Genomic DNA, 16,900 nt, shown 5'->3' with positions numbered 1-16,900 from the left:
CGCGCCAGACTAGACCTGATCCTGCTTCTTCAGCCGCGACGTCGCTCGCGCACGCGTCGATGCTGCGAGTTCGACCTTGCGGATGCGCACGATAGCCGGTGTGACCTCGACGCACTCGTCTTCGCGGGCGAACTCCAGGCACTCCTCCAGCGTGAGCTGGCGCGACGGCGTCATCGACTCGAAGGTGTCGGAGGTGGACTGACGCATGTTGGTCAGCTTCTTCTCCTTGGTGATGTTCACGTCCATGTCGTCTGCGCGCGAGTTCTCGCCGATCACCATGCCCTCGTACACCTCTTCGGTCGGATTGACGAAGAACGTCATCCGTTCCTGGAGGGCGATGATGGCAAACGGAGTCACAACGCCTGCGCGGTCTGCCACGATCGAGCCGTTGCTGCGGGTGACGATCGCACCGGCCCAGGGCTCGTAGCCGTGCGAGATGGCGTTGGCGATACCGGTACCACGGGTCATCGTGAGGAAGACGGTCCTGAAACCGATCAGTCCGCGCGATGGAACGATGAACTCCATGCGCACCCAGCCGGTGCCGTGGTTCGCCATGTTCTCCATGCGACCCTTGCGGGCAGCCATGAGCTGCGTGATCGCGCCGAGGTATTCTTCGGGCGCGTCAATGGTCAGGTGTTCGAACGGCTCGTGAACCTTGCCGTCAACCTTCTTCACGACCACCTGCGGCTTGCCGACGGTCAGCTCGAAGCCTTCGCGGCGCATCTGCTCGACGAGGATCGCCAGGGCAAGTTCTCCTCGTCCCTGCACCTCCCAGGCATCCGGACGACCGATGTCGAGGACCTTGAGCGACACGTTTCCGACCAATTCGCGGTCGAGGCGGTCCTTGACCATGCGTGCGGTCAGCTTGTGGCCCTTGACCTTGCCGACCAGCGGGGAGGTGTTGGTACCGATGGTCATGGAGATGGCGGGCTCGTCGACCGTGATGGTCGGAAGCGGGCGCACGTCGTCGGGGTCGGCGAGGGTCTCACCGATCGTGATGTCGGCAAACCCTGCAACCGCAACGATGTCACCGGGGCCGGCGCTCTCCGCCGGGTAGCGGTCGAGCGCCCTGGTGATCAGCAGCTCGGTGACCTTCACGTTGTGCACGGAACCGTCGTGCTTGACCCAGGCAACGGTCTGGCCCTTTGTGATCGTGCCGTTGAAGACACGCAGCAGCGCAAGACGACCGAGGAACGGTGACGCGTCGAGGTTCGTGACGTGCGCCTGGAGCGGGTGCTCGTCGTCGTACGTCGGCGCGGGGATGTGCTCGAGAATCGCCTCGAACAGCGGTTCGAGGTCGTCGTTGTCTGGGAGTTGACCGTTGCCAGGCTTGTTCAGGCTGGCGGCCCCATTGCGACCGGAAGCGTAGACGACGGGCACGTCGAGCACCGAGTCCAGGTCGAGGTCAGGCACGTCGTCTGCCATGTCGCTGGCAAGCCCGAGGAGCAGGTCCTGGCTCTCGCTGACCACCTCGTCGATACGGGCATCCGGTCGGTCGGTCTTGTTGACCAGGAGGATGACGGGGAGCTTCGCTTCGAGTGCCTTGCGTAGCACGAACCGGGTCTGCGGGAGCGGTCCTTCGCTGGCGTCGACCAGGAGCACAACACCGTCGACCATCGACAGGCCTCGCTCGACCTCACCGCCGAAGTCGGCGTGGCCTGGGGTGTCGATCACGTTGATGGTGATCGGGCCGTCTGCTGCGTGCTTGCCCTTGTAGGAGATCGCCGTGTTCTTGGCGAGGATGGTGATGCCCTTTTCGCGCTCGAGCTCGTTCGAGTCCATAGCGCGCTCTTCAAGGTGCGAGTGTTCTGCGAACGAGTTGGTCTGCCTGAGCATGGCATCGACCAGTGTGGTCTTGCCGTGGTCGACGTGAGCAACGATCGCCACGTTCCGGAGGTTGGTGCGCGTGGCAACCGCCATTGAGAGATTCCTTACGGAGTTGGGATGCCGCGCACGAGGGGCACGGCGAAGAGTGAAGCCGGCCGAATGAGTCCGGCCCGACGGAATATCTTACCGCACTCGCCTCGTGCGCCGGATTCCACCACAGAGCATTTCTACTGGCTGCCCACGAGCATTTCTCTTGTGGCCATTGACACAGTTAGAAGAAATCAGGTATAAAAATGCCCGCATCCTTAGCCACTGTTTTGTCAAAGACCATCTTGGCTATGGCCAGGTCCAGCACCCCAAGCCCGAAAGGGGAAAAGATCCTTGGCTTATCATGATCGGCCACGACCTTCCCGACCAAAAGATCCGCAATTGTTCCAGCGATGAAGTCCGACCGTCCTTCTCGGCGCTGCGTCAGATCCAGAGACGTGTTTTCACGGAGGGCATGATCTTGGTCGTCCGTAAAGTTCTGTGCTGCCAGGATCATCGACGGACCCAAGTCCCTGAGCGACAAATGCAGAACCACTGGGTTACCGTCGAGCAGTTCGGGATCATCAAGATGCGGCTCACTCGCAACTGTGGTGATCAGGATAAGATCGCTTCCTTGAAAAACCTCAGCGGCACTCGACGCGATGTTGACACCAACCGCACCCTCACCCTCAAGGAACGTTCGAAAACGGAGAGCGGATGAAGGGGAAAGGTCAAAAAGGCAAACGCGCGGAATCTCCCAACTTAGATCCTGCAGAAACCTCCAAACATGGCTCGCAATCACGCCTGTACCAATAATGCCAACCTGCCGCACCCGCCGAGACCCGATGAAAAGTTCGGCAGCTAGAACCGCGGAAGCCGCCGTTCGTGTTGCTGAGATAGTGGACGCTTCTAAAACGGCGTACGGATATCCGGTGTCGATATCGTTGAGGATCAAGGCTGCGGCTGCTCGCGGTAAACCAACTTCGCTATTCGACGGGAAACTTGAGATCCACTTGATCCCTGCAATTTCAAACGCGCCACCGAGATATGCGGGAAGAGAAATTAGTCGGCTGCCAGGCCTATTGGGGATTCTTAAGAACGAGCTTTCCGGGTTTGAACTGTCACCTCGAGCGTGTGTTCGATAGGCATCTGCGACTAACCCGACGCATTCTTCTCGAGAACGATCGATGGCGTCAAGAGCATCTTTTGTTGTGAAGATCTGTATTGCTGGTTTCGGAGTTTGCTGAACCACTGTGACTCCCTGATTTCTGTTGGTGATGAGTTACGTTAGGATCCGGCGTGTGCGTCACGCGCAAGCACTACCGGCCGGCGTATATGCCTGGCTCGTCGTGCGCTTTGGCATGTTCTTCGCTGCAAGTGTTTGCGTATGCAGCCTCAGCTTCCGCAGGAAAAGAGGAATCTCTCCACTCGTCGTCATAGATCGTGTCGGTATAGTTCCACCCCATGTCCGGAGCAATAGCTGCTGAGATCACTGATGCATCGAACTGCGACGCCTCCAGCCAATCGATGGCTCCCCTAACGACGGTTCCAGTAGACCCGCCGAATAGAAACCCATGACTTGCAAGCGATCGGCACATCTCGATAGAGCGTGCCTCACGCACGTGGATGACGTCATCCACGAACGATTCGTCGAAAATACCGGGCACAACGCTCGTCCCAAGGCCTGGGATGAGACGAGGTGCCGCCGGTGTCCCGAAGGTCACAGAGCCCACTGTGTCGACGGCCACGATCTTCACTGACGGACGTTCAGCTCGAAAGTATCGCGCACAGCCCATCAGCGTTCCAGTTGTCCCGGCTCCAACGAAAAGCACCTGAAGATCAGGGATAGCCTTGGCGATTTGTGGTCCCGTTGTCCGGTAGTGGGCCTCCCAATTAGACGGATTCGAATACTGGTTGAGCCACACATAGTCATCATTGTCACGGCAGAGATCACTCACCTGGTCGAGTCGGGCGCCGAGGAATCCACGCACGCTGTCGGCAGTCCGGACAATGTGCACTTCGGCGCCGAGCGCAGCCATTGCCTTCTCCGCCCCCTTTGTGCATCTAACGTCCGTTACGCAGACGAAATGGTAGCCTTTATAAGCTGCGGCCATGCTGAGTGCGATTCCCATATTGCCTGATGACGATTCAACGATAGTTTGACCGGGGGCCAACCTCGATGTGCGTTCCATCGACTCCACGATCTCCATCGCAGCTTTCAATTTGATTGAGCCAGCGAAGTTGAAACCCTCGCATTTCAATAGAAGTCGACGTCCAGTGATTTCGGCGAGGTCGACGTAGAGATCGCGTACGTTGAAGTCCAGTGGGTTGGACACGATTGTTGCCATTATTTGGTTTCCCTTTAACGAGCTGCGACGGATCGAGGTACTTGGTGTTGGCCACCTGTTTGTTATGGTCAGGCCATGTTCCCTCCGGAAACCAGTGCCACCGGGACTGGTCCTCTGCCGGGGTCGGTTAACAGGCCCGCCAACGCGAGCGCCCCGGTGATCTCAGAGCGCACTCCGGAATGGGCCAAAATCTTGAGCGCGCTGACCACGAGCAAATCGTCGACGACAATCATGTGGTCGACCAAGTCCCAGGAGGTTAGCAAAGCGAGTTCTCCAGGCTCTCTGGCTCGAACGCCGTCGCATATTGTGTTCACGACTGCCAACCGTGTTCTTTGACCAGACGCGAACGATTGAGCGAATCGATTTCCCCCCATTGGCTCAACCCCCACTATTCGGGCAGGTGCGTCACCCCTTGCTGCACAGACGCCGGCGAGTAGTCCTCCGCCGCCGACTGGCACGTAGATGTCGCTGGCATTCGGCAGCTGGCGCAGGATTTCGAGGCCCACGGTGCCCTGACCAGCGATAACCGTGGGATCGTCATGCGACGAGACAAAGATGGCTCCGCGATCACGTGCAAACTTCCGGGCGCACATATCACGCCACTCGTTGTCCCCATCGCAAAGGATGACGACTCCCCCTTGTTGCCGGATACGGCTCCTCTTGTATTCGATAGAAGTCCGTGTCATGTACACAGTGCATTCAATGCCTCGGGCCGCCGCAGCGCAGGCGATCGCAATGCCGTGGTTGCCCGACGAGCCGGTTACGACGTGGTCTGGTTGTAGAACTTTCAAAGCGTTGAAAGCGCCACGAAACTTGAAGGAACCGGACGTCTGAAGCGATTCCGCCTTGACATGGATATCACTGACACCGAGAGGAATCATCGGTGTCTCAATGACGGACTGATCCATGCGTGCGTCGGCAGCCAGCACGTCAGACAGTCCGACGGGAAAAAGTTGCATGTTAGTCGCCAGCTCAATCGGCCCGGGAGCCAGTCTCTGACGAACTAAATAACGCGGCGATCCGGGACGCATGCGCGCTTGCCATTAGTCGCGCAAGTGCGGCAATAGTGGGATTAGACAAAAACTCCAGAACACCGATACCGACCGAAAAGGTTGAACGCAAGCGTGAAACTGCGCGCACTGCAAGCAATGAGTGTCCACCCACTTCGAAGAAGTCTTCGTGAACTCCAACGCGGTCGATGTTAAGAAGGTCGCACCATATCGCCGCGATCTGCACTTCGGCAGCTGTACTTGGAGCAATGTACTCAGATGCGGATGTGGACCGCGGCTTGAGGCTCGGCAGCGACTGCCTGTCTATCTTGCCGCTAATCGTGGTTGGAAGCGATGACATATACAGGAATGAGGCGGGGAGCATGTACTCAGGGAGTCGATCTGCGAGGAACGCTCTAATGGTCCTTACGTCCAATCCGTCTCCGCCCGTAGATTCGGCCTCGATAAACGCAAGAACAACCGGATCAGGTCCTTCGCTCAGCTTCACTGCGCACCTAGCAACGCTTCTGTGACTCTCGATCACGCTTTCAAGCTCACCCAGTTCAACTCGATTTCCCCGAATCTTGATCTGGCGGTCTGAGCGACCGAGCAAGCAAAGCTCTCCGTTCTGCGTCCACTTGGCCCGATCCCCAGTCTTGTACATGACTGTGCCTGGTTCGACGGCAAATGGATTCGGGAGGAAGCTCTCAGCCGTAGCTCGCGACGCATTAGCGTACCCGCGAGCGACCCCCGCTCCCGCGATGAACAGCTCGCCGACAACTCCGATCGCACAACGTCGCATTCCCTTGTCGAGCACCAGTACCTGGGTCCCTGCAATTGGATAACCCACAAGGTCCGACCCGCCAGGAGCAACCGGATGTCCCAGCCCAACTGTGGTGGTCATCGCGCATTCGGTGGGACCGTATTGGTTGAGCACTCTCGTCGTGCTCGTCTTTGCCTTCCATTCTCCGGCCGAACGCATGCTCTCGCCGCTGCTGACGATGAGCTTTAGAGAGTCGAAGATCCGGAATCCCGGATAGCTGCCATATTCTCTCAGCATTGATGGAACCACGCTCAGGATGGCTGTCACATCGCAGGCACTAATCGCAGCGGCTACCGATTCGGGTGACTTGGCCACCGACGGGTGTAGAAATACGAGCGTGGCCCCGCTCGCCAACGGCAACAGCATGTCCCGCAGCGACGCGTCATATCCGCTTGACGCGAGCTGCAAAACACTGTCGCCGGGCTCTAGCCCGTATATTTCTCGGTTGGCAGCGACGTAGTTGCTCAATCCACGGTGAGTTCCGAGAACGCCTTTGGGCTTTCCGCTGGATCCAGAAGTGTAAATCAGGTAGGCAACGTTGTCCGCGTGGATACGGGGTGGGGTGGGTAGTGCGCCGCTCGCGGGAATCCGATCCATCGAAATCGTCCTGCTTGCGAACATTACCGTGCCAGCTTCGAGAGACGAGTCGGTCACAAGAAGCGATAAGCCTGCATCAGCTGAGATCGCGACAAGCCGTTCCTTAGGTTGTTGCATCGATAGGGGCACGTAGACGGCACCCGCCTTGAGTATCCCCAACATGCCAATCACCTGATTGATCCCCTGTGGGAGAAGTGTGGCAACTCTGTCCTCAACCTCGACCCCGCATGCAATAATTTCGCAGGCAAGCCTGTCTGCGCGCTCCACTAGTTCGGCATACGTAATGCTGTCCTGGCCGCAGACGACGGCGATCGCTGCTGGCGTTTCCCTGGCCTGCACTGCGACGTACTCATAGGTCATGAGCCACTGGCCAATCTGCTTTGGCGATTCCCATCCGCGTATAACCGCACGCTCAGGTTCTGCAACGAGTTCCAGCTGACCGATCGGCAAATGCGGGAATTCGCCGATCGAGTCAATCAACTGGACGAAGTTTTTGGCCATTCGTGACACGCTCGAACTCTCGAAAAGCGCCTTCGAATAGACGAAACGGCAGGTGAGACCGCCATTATTTGGTTCTGCATAGAAAGTCAAATCGAATCTCGCCGAGGCTTCGTCGATTGGGAAGCTCTCGATGTCCATAGCGGACAGCGACCAGTGCGGATCAGGAGCGTTGTCCAACACAAACATGACTTGGAAGACAGGATGACGGGAAGGATCACGTTTCGGGTTGATCCTCTCGACCACACGGTCGAACGGAACTTCCTGATAATCGATGCCAGCAACAGTCTTATTTCTTATCTGATGGAGCACATCGAAGAATGAATCTGCTGGATCGATTCGAGACTGAAACGCAACGGTGTTAGCAAAGAATCCGATCAAATGTTCTAGTTCAGGACGCGGACGGTTCGCTACAGGCGAGCCCGTGACTATGCGTTCGTCTCCGCTATAACCTGCCAAAAAGATATGGAAGGCGCTCAGCAACGTCATGTAAAGAGTCGCGTTCTCGTCGCGACCGAGGTCTTTCAAGTTGGAGACTTGAACAGCGGAAAGTGCGAAATGCATCGTACCGCCTGCAGTTGAGCGCTGGGCTGGGCGTGGGAAGTCTGATGGGAGCCGTAGGGGCGACAGATTTCCTAACTCCGATTCCCAAAAATCCAAGCCTTTGTCGATCGCGCCGCTGGATTCGACACCCAACTGCCACGCAGCAAAGTCAGCATAGTGAATATCCAGCGGTGCCAAGGTGACCGGCGTACTTGATACTTCTTCCGAGTAGAACTGCGCGAGCTCTGAAGCCAAAATGGCTATCGACCATGCATCAGCTGCCAAGTGATGAATGGCCAGCATGAGCACGTAATCCTGCTCCTGCAGCCGGACTAACTGAAGGGTCATCATCGGAGCGAAGCGCATATCGATGGGCGTTCGCGCCAGGTCCACCGCCAGTTCTGTGGCGCGCTCCAGGCGCCATTCGAGACTGCCTCCATCACGAAGGTCTGTCTTCATTACTGAAACTTCGGAGTGCCGCTCGACCAACTGTTTTGGTTCACCATGGGCCGCAACGATCCGCGTTCGGAGCACTTCATGTCGCGCGATAATCGAGCCGAACGCCCTTTCCAATGCGGCGTCGTCAAGCTCGCCCCGAAGCCTGAGCGCATAGGGAATGACGTATTCCGCCGATTCGGGTTCAAGCTGTTCCAGAAACCACAAGCGCTTCTGCCCAGAGGATAGGCCTAGAGGAGCGCCTCTCTCAAGGCGAACTATCGGCTCGCTCGCGATTCCAGCAGTGGCGCAGGCGGCGGCCACCTGTCGAACGGTCGAACCCTCAAACATTGCCGACATAGACAAGTCGATAGCAAGTCGACTGCGTAACTGCGCCACGGCTCTCATGGCCAAAAGGGAGTCTCCGCCCATGTCGAAGAAGCTGCCAGCAAGTCCGATCGGACGCATATTGAGGAGGTTCTCGAATACCTCCACGACAACTAACTCCGTCGTCGTTCGCGGCGGCTCGTACTCAACTGCTAGGTCATCGACACTGGGAGCGGCGAGCGCTCGAATGTCCACTTTTCCATGCGGCGTGAGGGGCAGCGCGTCCACGATGATCACAGCGCTCGGCACCATGTATTCGGGAAGTCGCTTCGCTGCATCCTTTCTAATATTAAGGCCGGTCGACTCGCATGTTTCCTGGAGGACGACGTACGCAGCGATCATGCGGTGTCCGGGCGTATCTTCTCGCACTCGCAGCGCCACATCCGCAACCCCATCACAGTCACGAAGGGCAGCGGAGATCTCCCCAAGCTCAATGCGAAACCCACGTATCTTGACGAGGTCGTCTGCCCGACCGATGAACTTAATGGGATCCGTGGACGATCGTGATGCCATGTCCCCAGTGCGGTACATCCGGGAACCAGGAGCGCCCAGCGGATCGGGGATGAAACTAGCCGCCGTTTGCCCTGGGCGCTTTAGATATCCCCGAGCGATACCTGATCCTGCTATAAATATCTCGCCGGCCTCGCTTTCGTCTGAGGGAGAAAGTAGGCCGTCAAGGATGTAAACGGTCTTGTCACGGAGCGGGATTCCAACGGGCACTTCCATATCGCGCGGAGGGGGCTCTACGATTTGATGAAACGTTGTGAATGTCGTCGCTTCTGTCGGGCCGTACCCGTTGACGATCTTCGTGTCGGGTAGCCCTTTCAGAGCCTCCGCGATGAGCGGTCCGGATGCGCGCTCACCACCGCTCCACAAAGCGCGTAAACCTTTTAGTGACTCCAACTCCTCAGCTACCATGACGTTGAATAGTCCCGTCGTGAAAAACGCTCCGGTCACATCGTGCGTTCGGATGACGCGAGCGATCTCTCGAGGTTCTAGCTTTCCCGAGGGGGCCACCACGATGGTCACGCCATTCGCCAATGGCATCCACATCTCTAATGTTGAAAGATCAAAGGTATTCGCTGATTGCATGAGCACTCTGCTGAAATCGCAGCCCGACCACACCGCGTCCGTAACCAGACCTGTCACATTGCGATGCGTAAGAACGACACCCTTCGGCTTTCCCGTGGAACCAGACGTGAAGAGAACGACACACGCTTGATCAGAGTTAGCAAAATTGACGGCCTCTGAACGAGCAGTAACTTCCATGTCTGGACTCGAGCGCGAGTGTGAAGCGACGAAAGCTGGGACGTCGATTACTTGATACCGGCCGAGATCCGCATTGTCCAAGCTTGAGTCGTCCACTAGCAGGACGTTCGCCTCAAGATCAATCAACATACCGTGCAGGCGGCTCCATGGGTCTGCCGACGGCAACGGCGCGTAGGCTCCTCCGGCTTTCAAAACCGCGAGCGAAGCGATGATCTGCTCGACAGAACGTGTCATCAGGACGCCGACGAATTGCTCCGTACCGACCCCGAGCGAGCGAAGGTATCCTGCGAGCTTATCGGCGTCGCGGTTTAGTTCGGCGTAACTCCAACTCTTGGTTCCCGCTTCGACCGCGATCGCGTCTGGCGACCTTTGCGCCTGACGCTCAATCAGCAGATGGAGGGCACTACTAGGCGGTGCCGTGGTCGATCCTGAGTGCGCCTGTGCGCTCGCAAGGTGTCTATCTGTCTCTGCCTCTGGACCTTGCATATCTGCCCCTCCTTGTTGTGTCAGTTAATTGCGGCTCGTGAACGGACCTGTCGCTCGACGTCAATCGGACAGGAGGCACCATTCGAGGCAGGCCATCGCCCCAAAAAGTTTGAATTGGGCCTGAGTCAATGCGATGCTATTTGGGCCGTCCAATACCCCGGCTGTAACTTCCTCACCTCGATGCGCCGGTAGATCATGCATGAAAAAGGCATCGGGGTACTTCCCCATGAGTTCCTCGTTCGCTTGAAAGGGCAAAAAATCTTCGCGCCAGTTCGGATCGGATTTCACTGTTCCCGTCGTCTGCCATCTAGTCGTGTAAACGACATCCACGACCTGCGGAAGATCGTTCAAATCGTGTATTTGATGAATTCTGTTGGTCGAGGATATCTTGCGAGCCTGCTCGAGAATCTTCGTTGAAACGCCATAGTTGGAGGGGGTGCGGACTTCCAGTTCGATTCCGACTGCGGCGCATGCTAGGACCAAAGCCGCCGCGGTGTTGTTTCCTTCGCCGACGTAGAGAAGACTTAGGCCGGTGACCCGCCCGAATTTATGGTGCAGGGTGGCGAGGTCCGCTACTGCCTGGGTGGGGTGCTCCTCGTTGCACATAGCGTTGATGGCGGACATTGTGTCTGTCTTCCCATACAAGCTAAGTTCCGTCATAGGGATCGGGCCGCGAATTACCAATGCATCCAACATCGACCCAAGCACTTGTGTCGTGTCTTCGACAGTCTCTCCGGTGTTCAGCTGGAGATCGTTCGGGCCGTATGACACGATGGACGCCCCCAGTCGCAGTGCACCGCTGCTGAACGCGGTACGAGTGCGAGTGGACGTTTTCTGGAAGAAAATGCCCACCACCTTTCCCCGCAATGTCGGACTTACCCCGGGCAGGTCCGCGCTGATTTCGACGGCGCGTAACACCACTTTCATCAGCTGTTCACTGGTAAAGTCACCGATTGACGTGAGGTTTCTATTCATGTCGTTCTCGCATTCCTGTCTTGATTTCGGGCATGACGGATCACTAAAGCAGACCAAAAGATCTGTCCTCATCGGAGCCATAGTCGCCTAAGATGAGAGCACCTTTATCGCACAAGCGCTCACCGGCCTAAGGCGCTGCGCACCGTAGTTCCAGCTAGTAGTGCGGCCAGATGCTCTACGTGCGGCGGCTGGAGCACGCCAAAGTGGTCGCCGGGAGTGCGAGAAATCTCGACTGGTCCCATTACGAGGTCCTCCCAGCGCTGCGTGTATTCAGCTAGATTCTGGCCTCGGATGACCACATGCCGTTCCTCAGCGAGTTCGTCACCCACAACCAACCGCATGGTTCCCGGTAAACGTCGAAAAACATAACGCTCCCTCGCCTCTAGCAGTCTCCGCCAAACGATCACGCGTGGGTGCCACGAGGGATCGAAACTCGATGCCGTAATCGGATCCCCGCGGTCGTCCTCCACGACTGTTCGCATTATCCGAACGATCTCCTCCTGCACGTCACTCTTAGCGCAATAATCAATATCACCCTGTAGACGTTCGAACAATGCCTCACACTCTCGGAATAATTGGAGCTCGACCCTGAAGTTCTCCTCCATCCGAAGGTCGCCCACCGGATCGAGAAGAGTAAAATCAACCTCCTCTCCCGCGAGACGAAGCTGCTGCACCATCTCCCATGCAACGGGTGCTCCACCACACCAGCCCAGCAGCCGGTAAGGCCCGTGTGGGCGTTTCGCCCGTAAGTCGATTAGATACCGGGCCGCCATTTCCTCAATGGACCCCAACGGGATGGAGAATCCGTTTAGTCCCGGCCATTCGAACGCGGCAATAGGTTGATTGACGCCAACCGATACGGACAGTGATTTGTACCAGTGACCGCTCCCTCCTCCAGGGTGCATGCACAGAAGCGGTGTTAGACCACCAGTCTCCCTGTACCAGAGCAGCGAGTTGGCTGAATCGCGTGAGAGGGGTGCAGGCCGACCGGCCACTTCAGCGAGGAATGCGATAGTTCGGCCGACGACCAGATCATGGAGCGTCAGGGAAAAATCGTGCCGCCGGCGAAGGTCTCCAATGGCCTTGAGCGCTAACAGCGAGTGCCCGCCAAGTTCAAAGAAATCATCTTCAACACTTAGCACGTCGATGCCGAGCACCATTTTGAACACTGCTGATATCTTCTGTTCGATCTCGTTACGAGGCTGGACAATTTCGCGAGTTGAGTCGACTTCCGGTCGAGACGAATTTGGCAGTGCACCCACGTCGACTTTGCCGCTACCTGTGAGTGGAAACTCACTCAATTCGACCCACGCGCCAGGGAGCATGTAGAGGGGAACCTTTTGCTCCAAGTAGTTGCGTAAGCTCGCTGGGTCGAGTGATGCTCCGTCCCTCACCGTGACGTACGCGACCAGGATCTGGGAGGAGCCGTGACCCGAAGGCCGAAGAACTGCTTTGCGAATCGAGGGATGCGATGACAACACCGCCTCGATTTCGCCCAGTTCAATTCGGTGGCCTCGAATTTTCACCTGATGGTCCAACCGCCCGAGTATCTCCAGATGCGTATAAGGGCGTTGGCGAGCAATATCACCTGTGCGGTACATCCGGGAACCCTCCTTAGCGGAGAATGGATCAGGAGTAAATGTGGCGGCTGTGAGTGACGGCTGGTTGAGGTATCCGCGAGCTAGTCCTGTCCCGCCTATGTACAGTTCTCCAGCTACGTCCAGGCCAACTGGACGCAAGTCACGGTCGAGAACATGAATGGAGGTATTCGTCACCGGCGACCAGCGAGTGCCCCGCTCAGTTAGCCTCCCGGTAGCAGACCAGATCGTGGTTTCCGTTGGCCCGTACAGGTCCCACACCTCCGCGCACAAACTCGAGAGGTTCTCGCCCAGTCGCTCGGGCATTTTCTCGCCCCCACATAAGGCCACGAAGGATTTAGCCGGAACCCAACCATGGTCCAAGAGCATTTCCCAGCTGACGGGGGTGGCCTGCATGACAGTCGCATTCGATGCTGCAATGAGCGCCGAAAGCTCGGCACCATCGGTCGCCTGGGACTCGTTAGCGATGACTAACTGGGCACCAACAGCCAGCGGCACGAATATCTCCAACGCGGCAATGTCGAAAGAGATCGTCGTTATTGCAACAAATATGGAATCCTTCGACATGAACGGACGCGCGGAGAAGTCGGCCGTGAGGTTATCGAGTGATTGCCTGGAAACCAGGACGCCTTTCGGACGACCAGTGGAGCCCGACGTATAAATTACGTAGGCTGCCTCGTCAAGGTGCCACCCTTGTTCGAGCGAGTCGCTCGCATCTGCATCCCAGTCGATTTCCTCAAGGATCAGAGTCGTGGCCTCAGTATGGGGAACTTGAACGCACATAACCGAATCAGTGATAACGACCGACGCTTGCGAGTCCGTGATGACATAGTGGTTTCTGGTCGTTGGGTGGGTAGGATCCAGGGGTACATACGCACCACCGGCTTTCAAGATTGCCAGCAGTGCAACCACAAGGTCGATGCTGCGTGGGAGCAGCACCGCCACCAACTGCTCAGGGACCACGCCGATGGATTGCAAGTACCGAGCCAGATTGTTGACGCGAGCATCGAGCCCCCCGTAGCTGATCTCTGTTCCGGAGCACCTGATCGCGATCCGGTCAGGGTCTTCCTTCCCCCAGTAAGAGATCTTGTCCTGAATCTGGCGATGAGGGAGTGCCGCACCAGTGGCATTCCAATCGCGGATGCTTTCCGAAACGTCAATCCCGACGAACGACGTTGAAGTGTCAGAATTCGGATGTGCTGCCATCGTCGCGAGGATCCGTCGGTACTGGCTAGCGAGAGCCGCCAGTCGCTCCGGTGAGATGTGGATTGTGTTCGCAGTAAGCAGCAAGCTACCGGGCTCCGTGGTCACATGTAGTGCTGCTTCGTTCGGACTATAGTCTGCAGCCTGGCTCCGGTCAAAATGCGCGTCGTCGACCTCGTGGAAGTCGAGATAGTTGAATATCACGCTGGCGAAGGCGCTCCGATTCGGCCACAGACGTTTCATCGCGGGCATCGGGAAACGCCGATGCGGAAGCAAAGCGATTTCCTCTTCAAATACCCCGCGGACGAGGTCGACCCAACTCGTCGCGCGTAGATCGACGACGAACGGGAGCGTATTGAGAAACATGCCATAGACCTCGTCACCTCCTACGACCTCCAACCTCCCATTCGAAATCAACCCCGTTCGAAAGTTCCGTTGTCCGGTCATTTCACCGATCGCGGCGAGGTGGGCAGCGAACAGGACGCTCTTGAGCGGCGTGCCAGCGGTGCGCGCCAGCCGCTGGAGAGCCTCCAGGTCCGAAGAGAAGTCGACTACGACGTCGACGGACTCGCTGGCGTGAGGCGCCCCCCAGCCGGTGGGGATTGACAGCGAGTCGGGAGAATCGAACCGTGTTGCCCAAAAGCGGCGTTCGCTGTCGGACTCTTCCAATTGTCGCTCCAATGCGACAAAGTCGGCGTACCGGGTAGTGCTTGGAAGGATAGTTGAGCGCGCGGATAACTTGTTCTCGTTGAGCGAGCGATACTCTTCCATCAAGCTGCCAACCAGAGAGTGGTGGCTCCATCCGTCAAGAATTGCGTGGCATTCCGTAATTGTGATCCAGAACGAGTTCGAGTCCGCTTGGTGAAAATCGAACTCGATGAGGGGCGCGGCAGCGATGTCGAGGCGGCGCTGCCGCCTCATGTTGCCAAACCGTCTCATCTCCTCAGCTTGCTCAGTCTCATTGAGTTCCTTGAGGTCGTAGAAATTCTTAACTGCACGAACCTCTCCAACGACAAGCTGGAGAGGCTGCGCAAAGCTATCTAGGTCAAAGTAGGTTCGAAGGACCTCGTGCCGCGAGACGATGCAATCCGCCGCGTCGCTGAGTGCAACGGCGTTATACCCCGTTGTCTCTGTGAACTTCAGCGTCGTGACGTTGTGATACAAATTACGCGCGGGGTCCGCGAGCATCTCATAGAGCATGCCAAGTTGAACCGCTGTGATGGGGTAAGCGTCGGTTATGCTCTCGGGAAGAGCGGTCTGGACCTGCTGATCGACTAAAGCGAATGGTGCGACGCGCTGTTGGCCCAAGGAGGTCGTCGACTCTTCGCTAGCTGAACAGAGCGCGGCGACCGACTGGTGGGCAAAGATGCTCGCCACACTAACGTCAACTCGCTCTTCCCGTAGTTGGCCAACGAGGCGAACAGCCTTGATGGAGTCTCCTCCGAGGTCGAAGAAATTATCGTGCACTCCAACTTTGGATACGCCGATTATTGCGGCCCAAACCGTAGCGACTCTGGCTTCGAGATCGTTTCGTGGAGCGACGTAACCCTGGGCAAGTTGTGGGCGCGAGTCGTTGGGCGGCTGAAGAGAATCACGGTCGACTTTGCCACTGCTCGTAAGCGGCAAGCGGTCTAGCTCGACCCAGACCATGGGCACCATGTAATGCGGGATCCGCATTCGCAGAAACGCTCGAAGCTCCTCTACACGAATGCCTCTCGACTTGGGAACGACGTAACCCGCGATCTTCCGTTCTGAGCCGTCCCCGACGAGCTTGACGACGGACGCGGAAATACCGGGATGGCCACCGAGAGCGGCCTCGATCTCGCCGAGCTCGATTCGGAAGCCTCTTATCTTCACCTGGCGATCCAGACGTCCCAAGTATTCGAAGTCGTTCTCACGTCGGCTTCTCGCGAGGTCCCCTGATCGATACCTCCGCGCCCCGATATCTGGTGACAGTGGGTCTGGCAAGAAGCGTTCAGCGGTTAGCGCCGGTCGATTGAGATATCCGCGGGCCACTCCTGGGCCACCGACGTACAGTTCTCCCGTACCTCCCATTGGGACCAATTCGCCGTCGCGGTCCACAAGACTGAGAGTCAAGTCGGACAATGACCTCCCGATCATTGACCTCGGCTCAGCGCAGTCGATATCAGCGGGCTCGACACGTCGATAACTGGCGTGAACGGTCGTTTCCGTTATTCCGTACATGTTAATAAATGACGGTGCACGGGAATCCAGTGTACGGATCCAGGGCAACAGGGCATTGGGAGCGAGTGCTTCTCCCCCAAAGACAACCACACGGAGGCGTGGTTCGCTACCAAGGTTCTCACCGCGGTCAATCAGGGCAGTTAGTCCAGCGAAGGCCGAGGGAGTCTGACTCAACACGGTTACGTGTCGTTCTCGGAGGAGCCGCAGCAATGCCTCGGGGTCTCGGGCCGTGGGTGTGTCAACGATTAAGCATGTCGATGTCTTGACTAACGCACCCCAGGTCTCCCAAGCCGAAAAATCGAAGGCAAATGAGTGAGTGCAAGCCCACGTGTCAGCAGCGGAGAGATTCAGGTCGGCGGCCACGCTGCTGAAAAGTCGAGAAAGGTTGTTGTGGGTGATGGCAACGCCCTTGGGCTGCCCCGTTGAGCCCGATGTGTAGATGACGTAAGCCAGGCTGTCCGGAAGTAGTTCGACGTCCAGTGTGCTGTCGCTGAGCCGTGTGAAGTCTACTTCTTCGAGCACTACTACCCGGCCAGGGTATTCAGGGACGTGTGTCCGGGTCGCGGTGTCGGTGATGAGGACAGGCGCAGCGGTGTCTTCCAGGACATAAGATAAACGTTTGGTCGGATGCTGAGGATCGAGTGGAACATAAGCCCCACCAGCTTTCAGGATGGCGAGCCAAGTCACCAC

7 protein-coding genes are annotated in these 16,900 nt (G+C 57.5%); all 7 read right to left on the bottom strand.

All coding sequences use genetic code 11. The features are described from left to right. Window positions 1–9: 9 nt before the first annotated feature. The 7 genes from typA to K323_RS0119365 all read right to left on the bottom strand — a co-directional run bounded on the left by typA (window position 10) and on the right by K323_RS0119365 (window position 16,897). Window positions 10–1,920: a translational GTPase TypA gene (gene typA / locus K323_RS0119400; RefSeq protein ID WP_022886924.1), complete on the bottom strand. Its 1,911-nt coding sequence runs from the start codon at window positions 1,918–1,920 to the stop codon at window positions 10–12. A gap of 178 nt (window positions 1,921–2,098) precedes the next feature. After that, window positions 2,099–3,106 carry a 2,3-diaminopropionate biosynthesis protein SbnB gene (gene sbnB, locus K323_RS27400; protein ID WP_033373706.1) on the bottom strand — a complete coding sequence of 336 codons (1,008 nt, stop codon included), beginning with the start codon at window positions 3,104–3,106 and terminating at the stop codon, window positions 2,099–2,101. 67 nt (window positions 3,107–3,173) lie between these two features. Then, window positions 3,174–4,202 carry a 2,3-diaminopropionate biosynthesis protein SbnA gene (gene sbnA, locus K323_RS27395; protein WP_022886921.1) on the bottom strand — a complete coding sequence of 343 codons (1,029 nt, stop codon included), beginning with the start codon at window positions 4,200–4,202 and terminating at the stop codon, window positions 3,174–3,176. A 68-nt stretch (window positions 4,203–4,270) separates the two neighbouring features. Next, complete coding sequence (locus tag K323_RS27390) at window positions 4,271–5,161, bottom strand: threonine ammonia-lyase (protein WP_022886920.1); 891 nt, start codon at window positions 5,159–5,161, stop codon at window positions 4,271–4,273. Between the two features lie 13 nt (window positions 5,162–5,174). After that, window positions 5,175–10,229 (bottom strand): non-ribosomal peptide synthetase, encoded by a 5,055-nt coding sequence (locus tag K323_RS0119375; protein ID WP_022886919.1) that lies wholly within the window; start codon window positions 10,227–10,229, stop codon window positions 5,175–5,177. A gap of 60 nt (window positions 10,230–10,289) precedes the next feature. Then, a complete protein-coding gene (locus K323_RS0119370) occupies window positions 10,290–11,204 on the bottom strand; it encodes an ornithine carbamoyltransferase (RefSeq protein WP_022886918.1) in 915 nt (304 codons plus the stop codon). A gap of 119 nt (window positions 11,205–11,323) precedes the next feature. Then, entirely contained in the window at window positions 11,324–16,897 is a 5,574-nt protein-coding gene (locus K323_RS0119365) for an amino acid adenylation domain-containing protein (RefSeq protein WP_281170179.1), read from the bottom strand. Window positions 16,898–16,900: the final 3 nt, after the last annotated feature.

Source organism: Glaciibacter superstes DSM 21135 (assembly GCF_000421145.1).
Lineage (GTDB): Bacteria > Actinomycetota > Actinomycetes > Actinomycetales > Microbacteriaceae > Cryobacterium > Cryobacterium superstes.
This window is presented reverse-complemented; position numbering and strand designations above follow the sequence as displayed.

Bases quoted from the DNA above. Each gene is read 5' to 3' on its own strand.
- sbnA (WP_022886921.1), bottom strand. From the start codon at position 4,202: ATGGCAACAATCGTGTCCAACCCACTGGACTTCAACGTACGCGATCTC.
- typA (WP_022886924.1), bottom strand. From the start codon at position 1,920: ATGGCGGTTGCCACGCGCACCAACCTCCGGAACGTGGCGATCGTTGCT.
- K323_RS0119370 (WP_022886918.1), bottom strand. From the start codon at position 11,204: ATGAATAGAAACCTCACGTCAATCGGTGACTTTACCAGTGAACAGCTG.
- K323_RS0119375 (WP_022886919.1), bottom strand. From the start codon at position 10,229: ATGCAAGGTCCAGAGGCAGAGACAGATAGACACCTTGCGAGCGCACAG.
- K323_RS27390 (WP_022886920.1), bottom strand. From the start codon at position 5,161: ATGCAACTTTTTCCCGTCGGACTGTCTGACGTGCTGGCTGCCGACGCA.